16 protein-coding genes are annotated in these 16026 nt (G+C 62.6%); 14 read left to right on the forward strand and 2 right to left on the reverse strand.

Going from position 1 to position 16026, the window contains the following annotated elements; genetic code table 11:
• Positions 1–20 precede the first annotated feature (20 nt).
• The 12 genes from benC (at position 21) to EJA70_RS06935 (ending at position 11864) form a co-directional block, all read left to right on the forward strand.
• Positions 21–1028: a benzoate 1,2-dioxygenase electron transfer component BenC gene (benC, locus tag EJA70_RS06880; protein ID WP_158830249.1), complete on the forward strand. Its 1008-nt coding sequence runs from the start codon at positions 21–23 to the stop codon at positions 1026–1028.
• A gap of 249 nt (positions 1029–1277) precedes the next feature.
• Positions 1278–2039: a 1,6-dihydroxycyclohexa-2,4-diene-1-carboxylate dehydrogenase gene (locus tag EJA70_RS06885; protein WP_158830250.1), complete on the forward strand. Its 762-nt coding sequence runs from the start codon at positions 1278–1280 to the stop codon at positions 2037–2039.
• A 22-nt stretch (positions 2040–2061) separates the two neighbouring features.
• The gene (locus tag EJA70_RS06890; RefSeq protein WP_158830251.1) at positions 2062–3183 is read left to right on the forward strand and encodes a muconate cycloisomerase family protein; all 1122 of its coding nucleotides are present in this window, start codon (positions 2062–2064) and stop codon (positions 3181–3183) included.
• A gap of 27 nt (positions 3184–3210) precedes the next feature.
• Positions 3211–3501 (forward strand): muconolactone Delta-isomerase, encoded by a 291-nt coding sequence (catC, locus tag EJA70_RS06895; protein ID WP_158830252.1) that lies wholly within the window; start codon positions 3211–3213, stop codon positions 3499–3501.
• Between the two features lie 179 nt (positions 3502–3680).
• Positions 3681–4586, forward strand: coding sequence for a catechol 1,2-dioxygenase (gene catA, locus EJA70_RS06900; protein ID WP_158830253.1), 906 nt, complete (start codon positions 3681–3683; stop codon positions 4584–4586).
• A gap of 266 nt (positions 4587–4852) precedes the next feature.
• On the forward strand, positions 4853–5899 hold the full coding sequence (locus EJA70_RS06905; protein ID WP_158830254.1) for an isopenicillin N synthase family oxygenase: 1047 nt from the start codon (positions 4853–4855) through the stop codon (positions 5897–5899).
• Between the two features lie 27 nt (positions 5900–5926).
• Positions 5927–6736 (forward strand): MetQ/NlpA family ABC transporter substrate-binding protein, encoded by an 810-nt coding sequence (locus EJA70_RS06910; RefSeq protein ID WP_008081310.1) that lies wholly within the window; start codon positions 5927–5929, stop codon positions 6734–6736.
• A complete protein-coding gene (locus EJA70_RS06915) occupies positions 6733–7533 on the forward strand; it encodes a methionine ABC transporter ATP-binding protein (RefSeq protein WP_008081308.1) in 801 nt (266 codons plus the stop codon). Before EJA70_RS06910 ends, EJA70_RS06915 begins: the two co-directional genes overlap by 4 nt.
• Complete coding sequence (locus EJA70_RS06920) at positions 7530–8201, forward strand: methionine ABC transporter permease (RefSeq protein ID WP_158830255.1); 672 nt, start codon at positions 7530–7532, stop codon at positions 8199–8201. The genes EJA70_RS06915 and EJA70_RS06920 overlap by 4 nt, the downstream gene beginning before the upstream one ends.
• Positions 8202–8209: 8 nt before the next feature.
• A complete protein-coding gene (locus tag EJA70_RS06925) occupies positions 8210–9766 on the forward strand; it encodes a sugar ABC transporter ATP-binding protein (RefSeq protein WP_158830256.1) in 1557 nt (518 codons plus the stop codon).
• Positions 9759–10784, forward strand: a complete 1026-nt coding sequence (locus tag EJA70_RS06930; protein ID WP_158830257.1) for an ABC transporter permease — start codon at positions 9759–9761, stop codon at positions 10782–10784. The genes EJA70_RS06925 and EJA70_RS06930 overlap by 8 nt, the downstream gene beginning before the upstream one ends.
• A gap of 24 nt (positions 10785–10808) precedes the next feature.
• A complete protein-coding gene (locus EJA70_RS06935) occupies positions 10809–11864 on the forward strand; it encodes a substrate-binding domain-containing protein (protein ID WP_158830258.1) in 1056 nt (351 codons plus the stop codon).
• 37 nt (positions 11865–11901) lie between these two features.
• On the opposite strand, the gene EJA70_RS06940 is transcribed toward EJA70_RS06935, so the two are convergent.
• On the reverse strand, positions 11902–12753 hold the full coding sequence (locus EJA70_RS06940) for a CAP domain-containing protein (RefSeq protein ID WP_158830259.1): 852 nt from the start codon (positions 12751–12753) through the stop codon (positions 11902–11904).
• A gap of 199 nt (positions 12754–12952) precedes the next feature.
• Between EJA70_RS06940 and EJA70_RS06945 the strand changes: the two genes are divergently transcribed.
• Positions 12953–13573: a cell wall hydrolase gene (locus EJA70_RS06945; RefSeq protein ID WP_158830260.1), complete on the forward strand. Its 621-nt coding sequence runs from the start codon at positions 12953–12955 to the stop codon at positions 13571–13573.
• Here EJA70_RS06945 and EJA70_RS06950 read toward each other — a convergent pair.
• Complete coding sequence (locus tag EJA70_RS06950) at positions 13570–14457, reverse strand: LysR family transcriptional regulator (RefSeq protein ID WP_158830261.1); 888 nt, start codon at positions 14455–14457, stop codon at positions 13570–13572. The two genes, EJA70_RS06945 and EJA70_RS06950, sit on opposite strands and share 4 nt — an antisense overlap.
• Positions 14458–14560: 103 nt before the next feature.
• Between EJA70_RS06950 and EJA70_RS06955 the strand changes: the two genes are divergently transcribed.
• The gene (locus tag EJA70_RS06955; protein WP_158830262.1) at positions 14561–15952 is read left to right on the forward strand and encodes an MFS transporter; all 1392 of its coding nucleotides are present in this window, start codon (positions 14561–14563) and stop codon (positions 15950–15952) included.
• Positions 15953–16026 lie beyond the last annotated feature (74 nt).

Genomic DNA, 16026 nt, shown 5'->3' on the forward strand with positions numbered 1-16026 from the left:
TCGACACGGCGAGGTGCACCATGAATTTCCAGATCGCACTGAATTTTGAAGACGGCGTCACCCGTTTCATCGAGGCCGGCAGCCATGAAACTGTCGCCGACGCGGCGTATCGCCAAGGCATCAACATCCCGCTGGACTGCCGTGACGGCGCCTGCGGCACCTGTAAGTGTTTCGCCGAAGCCGGGCGTTACGAGATGGGCGACAACTTCATCGAAGACGCCTTGAGCGCCGACGAACTCGCACAAGGTTATGTGCTGACCTGCCAGATGCGCGCCGCAAGCGATTGCGTGGTGCGAGTGCCGGTTGGCTCGCAGGTCTGCAAAACCGAACAGGCCAATTTTCAGGCGTCGATCAGCGCTGTCCGGCAGTTGTCCGAGAGCACCATCGCGCTGTCGATCAAGGGCGAGGCGCTGAGCAAACTGGCGTTTCTGCCGGGGCAATACGTCAACCTGCAAGTGCCGGGCAGCGAACACAGTCGTGCGTATTCCTTCAGCTCCTTGCAGAAAAATGGCGAGGTCAGTTTTCTGATTCGCAACGTGCCTGGCGGCTTGATGAGCAGCTTCCTCACCGGCCTGGCCAAGGCCGGCGACAGCATGAATCTGGCCGGGCCGCTGGGCAGTTTCTACCTGCGCGAAATCAAGCGGCCGCTGCTGTTGCTCGCCGGTGGTACCGGTCTGGCGCCGTTCACCGCGATGCTGGAAAAGATCGCCGAGCAGGGCAGTGCGCACCCGGTGCATTTGATCTATGGCGTGACCAACGATTTCGATCTGGTTGAACTGGATCGCCTCGAAGCCTTTGCCGCACGCATCGCCAATTTCAGCTTCGGCGCCTGTGTGGCCAACCCGCAGAGCGTGCACCCGCTCAAGGGCTACGTCACCCAGCACATCGAACCGCGCCACCTCAACGACGGTGACGTCGACGTCTACCTGTGCGGGCCACCGCCGATGGTCGAGGCGGTCAGCCAATACATCCGCGAGCAGGGCATCACCCCGGCGAATTTCTACTACGAGAAATTCGCCGCAGCCTGACCCCCGTATGTGGGCCTGCCTCTCATCGTGGTCTGCCCCTCATCTGTGGATTGCCCCCAATCTGTGGCCTGACTCTCATCTGTAGGTCTGCCCTTACCTGTGGCGAGGGGATTTATCCCCGATGGGGCGCGCAGCGGCCCTCGCTTTTGCCTTAACAGCAGGGGGCCGCTGCGCAGCCCATCGGGGCGGTGCGACGTTTCGCTAAATCCCCTCACCACAGTTTCGATATTCGTTTGCATCGAGGTTGTCATGAACGACAGATTCTCCAACAAAGTCGCGCTGGTCACCGGCGCGGCGCAAGGCATCGGCCGCCGCATCTGCGAGCGCCTGCTCAGCGAAGGCGCGCAAGTGGTCGCCGTCGACCGCTCCGAACTGGTTCACGAACTGCAAGGCGAGAGCGTTCTGGCACTGACCGCCGACCTTGAACAATACGCCGATTGCGCCCGGGTCATGGCCGAAGCCATCAACACTTTCGGTCGACTCGACATCCTGATCAACAACGTCGGCGGCACGATCTGGGCCAAGCCGTTCGAGCACTACCAGGTCGACCAGATCGAAGCGGAAGTGCGTCGCTCGTTATTCCCGACCTTGTGGTGCTGCCACGCCGCGCTGCCGTACATGCTCAAACAAGGCAGCGGCGCCATCGTCAACGTTTCCTCAATCGCCACCCGCAGCGTCAATCGTGTGCCGTACGGCGCGGCCAAGGGCGGCATCAACGCACTCACCGCGTGCCTGGCCTTTGAAAACGCCGAGCGTGGTATTCGCGTCAACGCCACCGCGCCCGGCGGCACTGAAGCGCCGCCTCGACGCATCCCGCGCAACGCCAGCGAACAGTCGCCGCAAGAGCAAGCCTGGTACCAGCAAATTGTCGCGCAAACCCTCGATAGCAGCCTGATGAAACGCTACGGCAGCCTCGATGAACAGGTCGGCGCGATCCTCTTTCTCGCCTCCGACGACGCCTCCTACATCACCGGCGTGACCTTGCCGGTCGGTGGCGGCGACCTTGGTTGAGCACTTCTCACGGAGCATTGATATGCAGCGAATCCTGATTGAAACCCTGACGGCGATCATCGTCGACCTGCCGACCATTCGCCCGCACAAACTGGCGATGCACACGATGCAAAAGCAGACGCTGGTGATCCTGCGCCTGCGCTGCAGCGATGGGGTTGAAGGCATTGGTGAAGCCACCACCATCGGCGGCCTTGCCTACGGTTACGAAAGCCCGGAGAGCATCAAGGCCAATATTGATGCGCACCTCGCGCCAGCGTTGGTCGGCATGGACGCCAACAACATCAACGCGGCGATGCAGCGGCTCGACAAGCTCGCCAAGGGCAACACCTTCGCCAAATCCGGCATCGAAAGCGCGCTGCTCGACGCCCAGGGCAAACGCCTCGGTTTGCCCGTCAGCGAACTGCTCGGCGGCCGCGTGCGCGACAGCCTGGAAGTGGCCTGGACCCTGGCCAGCGGCGACACCGCCCGCGACATTGTCGAGGCCGAACAGATGCTCGAAGCACGGCGTCATCGCATTTTCAAATTGAAGATCGGCGCCAACCCGCTGGAGCAGGATCTCAAGCACGTCGTGGCGATCAAAAAAGCTTTGGGCGAGCGCGCCAGTGTGCGGGTCGACGTCAACCAGTATTGGGACGAATCCCAGGCGATTCGTGGTTGCCAGGTATTGGGCGACAACGGCATTGATCTGATTGAACAGCCGATCTCGCGGGTCAACCGCTCGGGGCAGATTCGTCTGAATCAGCGCAGCCCGGCACCGATCATGGCCGATGAATCAATTGAAAGTGTCGAGGACGCCTTCAGCCTCGCCGCTGACGGCGCTGCCAGCGTGTTCGCCCTGAAAATCGCCAAGAACGGCGGCCCCCGCGCCGTGCTCAGAACCGCGCAAATCGCCGAGGCCGCCGGCATCGCGTTGTATGGCGGCACCATGCTCGAAGGCTCCGTCGGCACGCTGGCCTCGGCCCACGCCTTCCTCACGCTCAAGCAATTGACCTGGGACACCGAGCTGTTCGGGCCGCTGCTGCTGACCGAAGACATCGTCACCGAAAGGCCCGAGTACCGCGATTTTCATCTGCACATCCCGCACACACCGGGCCTCGGCCTGACCCTGGACGAACAACGTCTGGCGCGTTTTCGCCGCCATTGAGCCGTTGACCACTAGAGGAGAGCCACCATGCTGTTCCACGTAAAAATGACCGTGAAATTGCCCATCGACATGGACCCCGCCGTCGCCACTCGACTCAAGGCGGACGAGAAAGAACTGGCGCAGCGGCTGCAACGCGAAGGCCAATGGCGCCACCTGTGGCGCATCGCCGGGCACTACGCCAATTACAGCGTGTTCGATGTGCCCAGCGTCGAAGCGCTGCACGACACGCTGATGCAATTACCGTTGTTCCCGTACATGGACATCGAAATCGACGGCCTCTGCCGCCATCCGTCGTCGATCCACACCGACGACCGCTGAAGTCAGACACCAGATTCACTCCTGAACCCTGTGGGAGCTGGCTTGCCAGCGATAGCAATTGATCAGTTGCCATCGATGCTGAATGACCCACCGCAATCGCTGGCAAGCCAGCTCCCACAGGGATCTTACCTGGTTTGAAGAACTGCGTTCACACAACAACAAGATGAGGTAAAGCCACCATGACCGTGAAAATTGCCCACACCCCCGAGTTGCAAAAATTCTTCGCCGAAGCCGCCGGTTTCACCAACGACGACGGCAGCTCGCGCTTGAAAAACATCGTCCTGCGCGTGCTGCAGGACAGCGCGAAAATCATCGAAGACTTGGACATCAGCGAGAACGAATTCTGGAAAGCCGTCGACTACCTCAATCGTCTGGGTGGCCGCTCGGAAGCCGGGTTGCTGGTCGCCGGGCTCGGCATCGAGCATTTCCTTGATCTGCTGCAGGACGCCAAAGACGCGCAGATCGGCTTGACCGGCGGCACGCCCCGTACCATCGAAGGCCCGCTGTACGTGGCCGGCGCGCCGCTGTTCGAGGGCGAGTGCCGGATGGATGACGGCAGCGAGGAGGGCGTCGCCACACGGATGCTGCTTGAAGGCCAGGTGTTCGATCCTCACGGCCAACCGCTGGCCGGCGCCACCGTTGACCTGTGGCACGCCAACACGCGAGGCACCTATTCGTTCTTCGACCCGAGTCAGTCCGCGTACAACCTGCGCCGGCGGATCATCACCGACGCCGAGGGCCACTACCGCGTGCGCAGCATCGTGCCGTCCGGTTACGGCTGCGACCCGCAGGGCCCGACGCAGGAATGCCTGAACCTGCTCGGCCGCCACGGCCAGCGCCCGGCGCACGTGCACTTTTTCATCAGCGCGCCGGGGCATCGGCACCTCACCACGCAGATCAACCTGTCGGGCGATCAATATTTGTGGGATGACTTTGCCTACGCCACCCGTGAAGGCCTGGTCGGCGAAGTCGTCTTCCATGAAAGCGAAACCTCGGGACGTCACGCCGAACTCACGTTCGACTTCCAGCTGCAAGCAGCGCCGGACGCCAGCGCCGAACAGCGCAGCCAACGCCCGCGCGCCTGACCCCCCTCTGTAGGAGCTGCCGCAGGCTGCGATCTTTTGATCTTGTTTCTAAAAAACCAACATCAAAACATCGCAGCCTGCGGCAGCTCCTACCGGGATTGGCCTAAGGTAATGCGAAAAAGGTATTGGATCGGTGTTTTTAAGATCGTTTAGTTTTGTCTGCAACGACGAATCAACGCATCAAACCGATAGACCCCCGATTGCCATGACGGCACACGCTGAATCGATCAAAGGTTCTTCAGGTTTGATTCACACGGGAGTGAATCATGCCGCATACCTTGGATATCACCGCTCTGCCAACGCTGGACCTGTCCCTGTTCGAGGGCACCGCGCAACAACGTTACCAATTTCTTGAAAACCTGCGCCACGCCGCCCGTGATGTCGGCTTCTTCTATCTCACCGGCCATGGCATCGACAGCGCGTTGCTCCAGCAAGTGCAGGCGCATGCGCGGCAATTCTTTGCCTTGCCCGACAGCGAGAAAACCGCCGTCGGCATGATTAATTCGCCGCACTTTCGCGGTTACAACCGAGCCGCTTCCGAGATCACTCGCGGTCAACCCGATCAGCGCGAACAGTTTGATCTGGGTGCCGAACGCGAGGCGCTGCCGCTGAATGCGGACAGCCCGCTGTGGGCGCGATTGCAAGGCCCCAATCAATGGCCAGCGGCACTCCCCGAACTGAAACCCTTGCTGCTTGAATGGCAGCAAGCGATGACGCGCATGTCATTGCGCTTGCTGCGTGCTTTCGCTCAGGCGCTGTCGTTGCGCGCCGATGCCTTCGACCAGCTCTACGGCGACAAACCCAACGAGCACATCAAGTTAATGCGCTATCCCGGCCAGGCAAATGCTGCGAGCCAGCAGGGCGTCGGCGCGCACAAGGATTCGGGGTTCCTCAGCTTCTTGCTGCAAGACCAGCAGGCCGGGCTGCAAGTCGAGGTCGAAGAGGGCCGCTGGATCGACGCGCTGCCGCGTGAAAACACCCTGGTGGTGAACATCGGCGAACTGCTCGAACTGGCCTCCAATGGTTATCTGCGCGCCACTGTGCATCGCGTGGTGTCACCGCCGGAAGGCAGTGAGCGCCTGTCGATTGCGTTCTTTTTGGGGGCGCAACTCGACGCGGTGGTGCCGCTGTATCCGTTGCCGACGTTGCTGTTGCGCGAGGCGCGCGGGCCGGCCAGTGACCCGCTCAATCCGCTGTTCCGCGATGTTGGCTGGAACTACCTCAAGGGGCGCCTGCGCTCGCACCCGGATGTCGCGCAACGCTTTTACGCCGATGCGCTGCTGCCGCCATTACCTGTTCGTAAAACCGCCTGATTCATCCATCGCTCAAGGACTTTGCACATGATTAAAAAAGCAGGTTTGACCCTGGCCGTCCTCGGCGCGCTGGTGACGTCGTTCGGGGCGCAGGCGCTGGAACCGCTGCGCGTGGCGGCCGACCCGGTGCCCCACGCGCAGATCCTCGCGTACATCCAGAAAATCGATCCGCAACTCAACCTCAAAGTCATCGAAATCCCCAACGGCGTGAACTCCAACGAGCTGCTGGTACACGGCGATGTCGACGCCAATTACTTTCAACACCTGCCGTACCTGAAGTCTCAGGAACAAGCCCTCGGCGAAAAACTCGCGGTGGCGGCCACGGTGCATATCGAACCGCTGGGTATCTATTCCCGCCGGCACAAAAGCTTCGCCGACGTGCCGGTCAAAGGCACCGTCGCCGTGCCCAATAATGTCACTAATCTGAGCCGCGCCTTGTACCTGTTGCAGGACAACGGTCTGATCAAACTCAAACCCGGTTTCAACGACCCGGCCGCCGATCAGGCAACGCCCAAGGACATCGCCGAGAACCCGAAACAACTGAAAATCCTCGAAATCGAATCACCGCAGATTCCGCGCTCGCTGGACGACGTCGATCTGGCGGTGATCAACGGCAACTACGCGCTGGACGCCGGCCTGGTGCCCGCCAAGGACGCATTGGGTCTGGAGAAAGCCGAGCACAATCCTTACGCGAATATTCTGGTGACCACGCCCAAGCTCGAGCACGACCCGCGCATCGCGCAACTGGCCAAGGACCTGACCTCGCCCGAGGTCGCCAAATACATCACCGACAACTTCGCCGGCTCGGTAATCCCGGTGGCGGGCGGCAAGCCATGATCGCCGTCGAGCAGGTGAGCAAGACGTATCCGTCGGCCACGCAGCCGGCGCTGGATCAGGTCTCGCTGAGCATTCCCGATGGTGCGGTCTACGGGATTCTCGGGCGTAGCGGGGCGGGCAAGTCGACGCTGCTGCGTTGCCTCAACCTGCTCGAGCGCCCGGACAGCGGCAAGATCCTGATTGACGGGGTGGACCTGCTGGCGCTGTCCGAGCGCGAATTGCGCGAGCAACGCCAACGCATCGGCATGATTTTCCAGGGCTTCAATCTGCTGCACTCGCGCAACGTCTTCGACAACATTGCGGTGCCGCTGGAGATCGCCAATGTCGGCAAACCGTGGCGCCATGTGCGGGTTCGCGAGCTGCTGGAACTGGTCGGCCTGAGTGACAAGGCGCAAGCCTTTCCCTCGCAATTGTCCGGCGGGCAAAAGCAGCGGGTGGGCATCGCCCGCGCTTTGGCAGCGGAGCCGGCGTATCTGCTGTCGGACGAAGCCACCAGCGCCCTCGACCCGGAAACCACCGAGTCGATTCTGCAATTGCTGCGCGACATCAATCGGCAGTTGGGCCTGACCATCGTGCTGATCACTCACGAACTCGACGTGGTCAAGTCGATCTGCGACCACGCAGCGTTCATGGCCAACGGCCGATTGGTCGAGGCCGGGCCGGTGCCACGGCTGCTGGCCGATCCACAGTCGGCGCTCGGCAGTTCCTTACGGCCGACCTGCGGACTGCCGCTGGGCCATGACGCGCCGGGCCTGACCTTCCTCAAGCAGTACGGCGTAAGGGCGGCGCAGTCATGAACCGCACGATCAATTGGGATGAAATCCTGCAACTGGTGTTCAACGCCACGGGTGAAACCCTGTACATGGTCCTGCTCGCGGGGCTGTTCACCCTGCTGATCGGCTTACCGCTGGGTGTGCTGCTGTTTATCAGTCGCCGCGACGGATTGCGACCGATGCCGCATTTCAATGCGGCGCTCAGCAGTCTGGTCAATCTCGGCCGCTCGCTGCCATTCGTGGTGATGCTGATTGCGTTGATTCCGCTGACCCGTCTGGTCGTTGGTACCACGCTGGGCAGCACCGCAGCGGTGGTGCCGATCACCATCGGTGCGTTTCCGTTTTTCGCGCGCATCGTCGAAAACGCCTTGGACGAAGTCGACAAGGGCCGCATCGAAGCGATCCTCGCCATGGGCGGTGACATTCGCCACGTGATTTTCAAAGTGCTGTTGCCCGAAGCGCTGCCGGCGTTGCTCGCGGGGATCACCCTGACGCTGGTGATGCTGATCGGTTTTTCGTCGATGGCCGGGGTCATCGGCGGCGGTGGACTGGGCGATCTGGCGATCCGTTATGGCTATCAGCGTTTCAACAATGAAGTGATGGTCGCCACCGTCGTGGTGTTGGTCATCCTCGTTCAAGGCGTGCAAAGCCTGGGCGATCGGCTGGTGCGTTCGCTGGCTCATCGCCGCTAAGGAATTTTATGAGTGGACCTGTCGCCGTGGCACCTGAGCCGCTGATTCGGGTACGTGAGCTGAGCAAGACCTTTGGTTCGAACCGGGCACTGGAGCGGGTCAGCCTGGAAATTTATCCGGCTGAAGTGGTGGCGTTGCTGGGCGCCAATGGCGCGGGCAAATCGACGTTGGTGAAAATTCTCGCCGGCAGCCAACTTGCTGATACTGGCGCGATCTTCGTTGAGGGGCAGCCGCGACTATTCAGTTCGCCGCTGTCTGCACGGCGGGTCGGGATTGTCGCGGTGCACCAGCAGATCAACGACGGTATCGCTCCGGGGTTGAGCGTTGCCGAGAATCTCCTGCTCGATGAATTGTGCCAGCCGGAAGCGGACTTCTGGCTCAATCGCCGGCGTCTGCTGGAACGTGCCGGTCACATCGCTGCCGGGCTCGGCCTGACGTTGCCGTTGGAGCAACCCATTGAACATCTCGGTCAGGCCGAACGGCAACTGGTGGTGCTCGCTCGGGCGTTCGCCCTGCAACCGCGCTTGCTGATTCTCGATGAACCGACGGCGGCGTTATCCGATGCCGAAGCGCAGCGCCTGTTTGGCTTGATCGACACGTTGCGCAGCCGTGGCGTGGCGATTCTGTACATCTCGCATCGGCTGTCGGACCTGCAACGGGTGGCGGATCGCGCAATCGTGCTGCGCGATGGTCGACTGGCCGGTGAGTTCAGCGCCCGGCAGTTGCCGGAGGCGGTTGAGGCGATGCTCGGGCAGGCGCTGGGCGAGCACGTTTATCGTCCGCGCGTGGCCGGGCCTGCGGTGCTGCAGATGCGCGGGATACAGGTTGTGCCGCGCGCGCAAGCCTTCGACCTGACGCTCCACGAAAACGAAGTGGTGGTGCTCACCGGTTTGCTCGGCGCCGGTAAAAGCGAGATTGCCGAGGTGCTGTTCGGCCTGCACAACGCGGCGGCGGGCCACCTGCGGTTGGGCGGTGTCGAGTGGCAGCCCGGATCGCCACGCGAGGCGATTCGCAGTGGGGTGTTCTTCGCCGCCGAAGACCGCGCCAGTCAATCACTGGTGGCGGATTTCTCGTTGCGGCGCACCCTGACGTTGCCGTTTCTGGAGCGCTTCACCCGTGGCGGTTTCATTCGCAACCGCGCCGAGGCCGCAGCGGTTGAGGCGCAGGTTGCCGCACTAGGGATCAAGACCGCCGGCATCGACGTACCGATGAGTGCGTTGTCCGGTGGCAACCAGCAGAAAGTCGTGCTTGGCCGCTGGCTGCTCGGCGAGGGGCGGGTGCTGATCCTCGATGAACCGTTCCAGGGCGTCGATGTGCGCGCCCGCCGCGAAATCGGCCAACTGCTGCGCGACAGCGCCGAGGGCCGGGCGACGCTGGTGATTTGTGCCGATGTCGACGAAGCCCTGGAGATCGCTGACCGCATTCTCCTGGTGCGCGATCACGCGGTGGTCGCCGAGTACCCGCGCGCCGAGCTGAACCGCGCCGATCTGGTGGCCGCACTGGCCGGCACCGAGGTTAACCAACATTCCCTTCATGCCGCGCCAAGGAGCAGAGCGAGTGCCTGATTCCAATTCACTGTTGTCCACTCCACCGGCCTTCGCCGAGCGCTGGCTGCACGCGCTGATTCGCTATGGCCTGTTGTGGCTGCTGGCGCTGATCGTGATGTTTTTCAGCGTTGCCGAGCCGGCGTTTCTGCGCGTCGGCAATCTGTTCAGCATCCTCCAGTCGGTGTCGATTGTTGCGTTGCTGGCGCTCGGTGTGACGCTGACCATGGCGGTCGGCGGCCTTGATCTGTCGATCGGCGCGGTGGCCGCCATGAGCCTGATGATCGCCAGTTACGTGATGGTGGTGCTCGGTTGGGGCGCGGTGCCGGCAGTGTTGATCAGCCTCGCGGGCGGCGCGCTGGTGGGGCTGCTCAACGGCTGGCTGATCGTCAAATTACGCGTGCCGGACATTCTCGCGACGCTGGGCAGCATGTTCCTGGTGATTGGCGTGCAGTTGATTCCCACCGGCGGGCGCTCGATTGCCGTGGGCATGACCCTGCCCAATGGCGAAGAAACCGAAGGCACGTTCAGCGCGGCGTTTCTCGCGTTGGGGCGCGCACGCTTGTGGGAAGTGGTGCCGATCCCGGTGTTGATTGCAGCGGTGGTCGCGATAGCGGTGTGGCTGTTTCTGGAGCGTACGCGCGTTGGGCGGCTGTTTTATGCCATCGGCGGCAACGAGCAGGCGGCGCGGTTGGCCGGTGCGCCGGTGCAGCGCTTCAAACTGCTGGCGTACGTGCTGTCGTCGCTGCTGGCGTCGCTCGGTGGATTGTTGCTTGCGGCGCGCCTGGGACGCGGCGACGTCAGTTCCGGCAATGGTCTGGTGCTGGATGCCCTCGGCGCTGCGCTGATCGGTTTTGCCGTGCTCGGCGCGAAGAAGCCCAACGCCTTTGGCACGCTGATCGGTGCGCTGCTGGTGGCGGCGCTGCTTAACGGCCTGACCATGCTCAACGCGCCGTACTACGCGCAGGATTTCGTCAAGGGACTGGTGCTGGTGCTGGCCCTGATGTTCACTTTCGGCCTCGCGCATCGGGCGCGTTGAGCCGTTTTCATTCAAGGAAGTTGTATGCACGGTTCAATCAGACAGTTCGCCCGCCATTGTCTCGCCACCGCGTTGCTGTCGACGCTGGCGGTACACGCGCAGGCCAAGGCATTGCCCGGCGCGCCGGCACCGTTCGATAAGGGCCAGGTGCAGATTGCGTTGGTGGGGTATTTGTTCTCCGGGGATTTTCCCGAAGCGTATTTGCGCGGCGTCGAGAAACAGACCGAAGCGCTCGGCGCCAACCTGCGGGTGTTCGATGCGCGGCAACAGGCGGCGAGTCAGGGCGAGATGATCGATCAGGCGACTGACTTGGGCGTGGACGGGATCATCGTGCAACTGGGGCTGGCGGAAACCCTGAAAGGGCCGATTGACCGGGCGCTCGCCAAGGGCATCAAAGTCGTCGCCTTCGATGTCGACCTGAACACGCCGCAAGTCACTCAGGTCGAACAGGATCACCACGCGCTGGCGCGTCTGGCGCTCGACCAAGCGGTGAAAGACAACGGCACGCGCTTCGACGCCGGCTACGTGTACATCAGCGGTTTCACCCCGATGGAGCGACGTGATGAAATCTGGGCTCAGGTGAAAAAAGCCAATCCGGGGATTATCGAGAAGGCGCGTTTCGGCACGCTCAATCCGCCGATTGCCAACTCGGTGGCGGATCAGGCCAGCGCTGTGTTGCGCGCCAATCCGGGGATCAGCGTGATCTTTGCGCCGTTCGACGAATTTGCCAAAGGCGCGAAGATCGCTGTCGACGAAGCCGGATTGGCCAGCAAGGTGAAAATCTACAGCGCCGACATTTCCACCGCCGACATCCAGATCATGAAAGAGCCGGACAGCGCCTGGGCGGCGACGGCGGCGGTCAACCCGCAAGTGGCCGGGGCGATCAGCGTGCGCAGTCTGGCGATGTTGATTGCCGGGGAAAATCCGGGGCACCAGGTGCTGGTGCCACCAACGCTGATCACCCGCCAGCAGTTGCTCGACCTGGACGTGAAGAACGTCCGTGACCTGGCGCAGAAACTGCCGGCGTTTGGCGACACCGCCAACGTTGCGCGGGCGGCGTGGATACCGGTCGCCAACTGACCGTCAGCGGCCATCAACGCGCAGGCGTTGATGGTGTTTATTGCGCGCCGAACATCGCTGTCCAGTAAATGCCCGCATCGCTTTTCGGGTCGGTCGCGTAGGCCGCGCCGAGTTCCTTGTATTGCGGGTTCATCAGGTTGGCGCAATGGCCAGGGCTGGCGATCCAGCCATCGACCACTTTGCGCACGGTGTCCTGGCCGGCGGCGATGTTTTCGCCGACCAGTTGCCCGCTGTAACCGGCGAGTTCGGCGCGATCGCCCGGGGTGCGGCCGTCGCGGTCCTTGTGGTCGAGATAGTTTTTATTGGCCATGTCACGGCTGTGATCCTGGGCGACGCTGCCCAGCGTTGCGTTCCAGGCCAGCGGTGCCGCCGCAGCAAACGCCTGACCCCCGCATTGCCGTGGCTGGCTGCGCGCCGCGTTGAGTTGCTCGAGCAGTTTTTGCCCTTCGGCCTGCGCATCGCCGAGCCTGGCCGACAGCAGCGGCCGCGCCAGGACGATGCGCCAGTCGCGGTCGGCGCGGCCGACGCCGACGTCAACAAACTGCGGATCAAGCACCACCTGACAGAAACTCTCCTGAATCGCCTGCATTGCCGATGCCGCATCGCGCGGACCGTTGAGCGTGATCGCTTGCACGTTGACCATCGGGTAACTGGCGCGGGCCATGGCTTGTTGCAGGTCGACGGCGCCGTTGGCAGGCAGGATCAATCGTGGGTCGGCGGCCAGCGGTGGCAATTCGCTGGAGGCCTGCGAGCCGCAACGCTGCGGCTGGCTGCGGTAGCTGTTGATTGACTCGACCAGTTGCGATTCGTCGGTGGCCATGGCCGAGGCGGCGGACGCCAGGCCTGCGGACAACGCGACAAGGCGCAAAACGGATGGCATGAAGCGCATGGAAATCTCCCTTGGGCTGAATGCGCCCATGATGCGCGAAACGCCCCCGGTGGGCGCAATGTCTTTTTCTTCATTCGGCGCTTTTTTCCCTGGAACAATACGCCAGAATTTGCCGTCTACACTCTGCGAAGAGCCCGCAAACCGGGCGTCTCACCCACGCAACACCTTGCCCGACACGGGCGCTGCCGGAAGAACTGACATGGGATTGAAAGGCTTGGCGGGTTGTCTCGTATTTACCTTGTTGGCCAATGCGGCATGGGCCACCGATCAGGCGCCGATCAAGGCGAAAGCGGAAGAAAAAGCCCAGGTGCTGGAGGAGAAAGCCGCCGACAAAGTCAGCGCGGCACCGGCGCCAAAATCCGAAGCAATCACGCCGACCGAAGCGCAAGCGGTGGACCCGGCCGGCGCGGCGCCGCTGGATGATCCGCTCACGTGCCTGGCGCGCAGTATCTACTGGGAGGCGAAGGGCAAGAACACACCGGAAATGGAAGCCGTGGCCAATGTGGTGATGAATCGTCTCGGCCACGAGGGGTTTCCTGACACGGTGTGCGCCGTGGTCAAACAGGGCTCGGAGACCAAGAGTTGCCAGTTTTCTTGGTGGTGCGATGGCAAGCCGGATCAGGTCAAGGAAGATTCCGAGTACGCGCTGGCCAAGGAAATTGCCGGCAAGGCGCTCAACCGTCAGTTGCCCGATCGCACCCGTGGCGCGCTGTATTTCCATGACCGCAACGTGCATCCGAGTTGGGCCAAGGAATACCGCAAGACCGCCGAAACCGGCAAGTTTCTCTTCTATAAACCCGCTGGCGGCGATGCGCGCTAGGCGCACACCTGGCGCAGGCAATCGCGCAACCAGCGATGCGCCGGGTCGACATCCATGCGCGGATGCCAGAGCATGGAGACGTTGATCGGCGGCATGTCGAAGGGCAGTGTGAAACTGTGCAGGCCCGTGCGCAGTTTGCCGGTGTGACGGTTGGGGACGGTGGCGATCAGGTCTGACTCGCGGACCAACGTCAGCGCCGCCGAAAATCCGCCGAATGAAGTGACGATGTCCCGCGTCAGCCCCACGGCGAGTAACGCTTCGTCGACCGGGCCGCTGCTGCGTCCACGGCGTGAGATCAGAATGTGCTGGCCTGAGGCAAAACGTTTTGCGCTGATTTTGCCCTTGCTCAAGGGGTGCCCCTCGCGCACCACACCGATCCACTGATCCTGAAAGAGCAGTCGGCTGTGCAGCGTCGGGTCGGTGCTGTCGTCGACCACGCCGGTCTCAAGATCAACTCGACCTTCGCGCAACGGCGTGCTGTCCTTGTCGGCTTTCTGCACGAAGCGCAGGCGTACGCCGGGCGCTTCTTCGGCAATGCGGGCGAGCAGGGCGGCGGCAAAGGTTTCGACAAAACCATCGGTGTTGCGCAAGGTGAAGGTGCGTCGTAACTGGCCAGGGTCGAGAATCTCGGCGGGGCGCAACACCGCTTCGGCTTCCTGCACCAGTTGCCCGACCCGTTCACGCAACTCCAGCGCGCGCGGCGTCGGCACCAGCCCGCGCCCGGCGCGCACCAACAGCGGATCCCCGGTGGTCTCGCGCAAACGGGCGAGCGCCCGACTCATGGCCGACGGGCTCAGCCGCAGGCATTTGGCGGCGCGGGCAACGCTGCCTTCGCGTAGCAGCACATCGAGGGTGATCAGCAGGTTCAGATCCGGGGTGGACATGACATGGCGTTCCGTGCAGGTATTGAGTGCAAAGCATGCGTCTTGCGCCTGCTATTGTCGAGGCTCAGGCTAAGGCGCATGTCCTTTGCCCTGTGAGCAGCCCATGCCCCGAGAACCCTTGAGCACGACGGCCCGTTGGGCGTTGACCAGCCTGGCCCTGTCGATGCTGATGCCGTCGCTGGACACCAGCATCGCCAATGCCGGGTTACCGATACTGGCGACGGCGTTTGACGCGTCGTTTCAACAGGTGCAGTGGATTGTCCTGGCGTATCTGCTGGCGATTACCACGTTGATCGTCAGTGTCGGGCGTCTGGGTGACAGCTTCGGTCGACGGCGATTGCTGTTGATCGGCATTGGCATTTTTACGGCGGCGTCATTGTGCTGCGCGCTGTCACCGGGGCTTGGCTGGCTGATCGGCGCGCGCGCAGTGCAAGGGCTTGGCGCGGCAATCATGTTTGCCCTGACGGTCGCGCTGGTGGCCGATGCAGTACCGAAAGCGCGGGCGGGGAGTGCCATGGGCTTGTTGGCGACGATGTCGGCGACGGGCACCACGCTTGGGCCATCGCTGGGCGGGCTGTTGATGGCCTCTGTGGGTTGGCAGGCGATTTTTCTCCTCAACGTGCCGCTGGGTTTGCTCAATGTATGGCTGGTGTACCGCTTTCTGCCGGCGGACCGTGCATCGGGGCCGCGTGTGCCATTCGATTATTCTGGCAGCGCGGTGTTGATGCTGACACTGGCGGCTTATGCGCTGGCAATGACGCTTGAAGGCTTGATGTGGCCGCTGCTGCTGGCCAGCCTGTGCGGCGCGGGGGTGTTTATTCTGGTCGAGATGAAGGCCCAATCGCCGCTGATTCGCTTGTCACTGTTCAGCGACGCGCGACTGAGCAGCAGTCTGGCGCTGACGTTGCTGGTGACGACGGTGATGATGACCACGCTGGTGGTCGGGCCGTTTTACCTGCACCGAGGTCTGGGCCTCAGCAGCGCCATGGTCGGCGTGACGTTGTCGGTCGGGCCGCTGTTGTCAGCGCTGAGCGGAGTTCCGGCTGGACGTCTGGTCGATCGTTTTGGCGCACAACGAATCGTCCCGGGCGCATTGTTGGGCATGGCTTGCGGCTGCGCTTTGCTGGCGCTCCTGCCCATGAGTCTTGGACTGCCCGCGTATGTGCTGCCGATCATGCTGATCGCGGCCGGTTACGCGTTGTTCCAGGCAGCCAACAATACCGGGTTGATGGCCGGGGTCAGCCAGGATCAGCGTGGCGTGGTCTCGGCGATGCTCGGGCTGGCGCGCAACCTGGGCTTGATCACCGGGGCGGCGGTGATGGGCGCGGTGTTTGCTGCCGCCACCGGCGACCCGACCCAAGCCCCCGCCGCCATGCTTGCCCGTGGTCTGCACACCACCTTCGGCGTTGCGACAGCGCTGATGCTGCTAACCCTGATCATCAGCCGAGTGCAAGCCACCGCCGGCGATAGCGTCAACACAGCCCAACCCCTGTAGGAGCTGCGGCACGCTGCGATCTTTTGATCTTGATCTTGATCTTAAAAACGAAGATCAAAAGATCGCAGCGTGCC

The sequence above is a fragment of the Pseudomonas sp. PB103 genome, assembly GCF_009764635.1.
In the GTDB taxonomy this organism is placed as follows: domain Bacteria; phylum Pseudomonadota; class Gammaproteobacteria; order Pseudomonadales; family Pseudomonadaceae; genus Aquipseudomonas.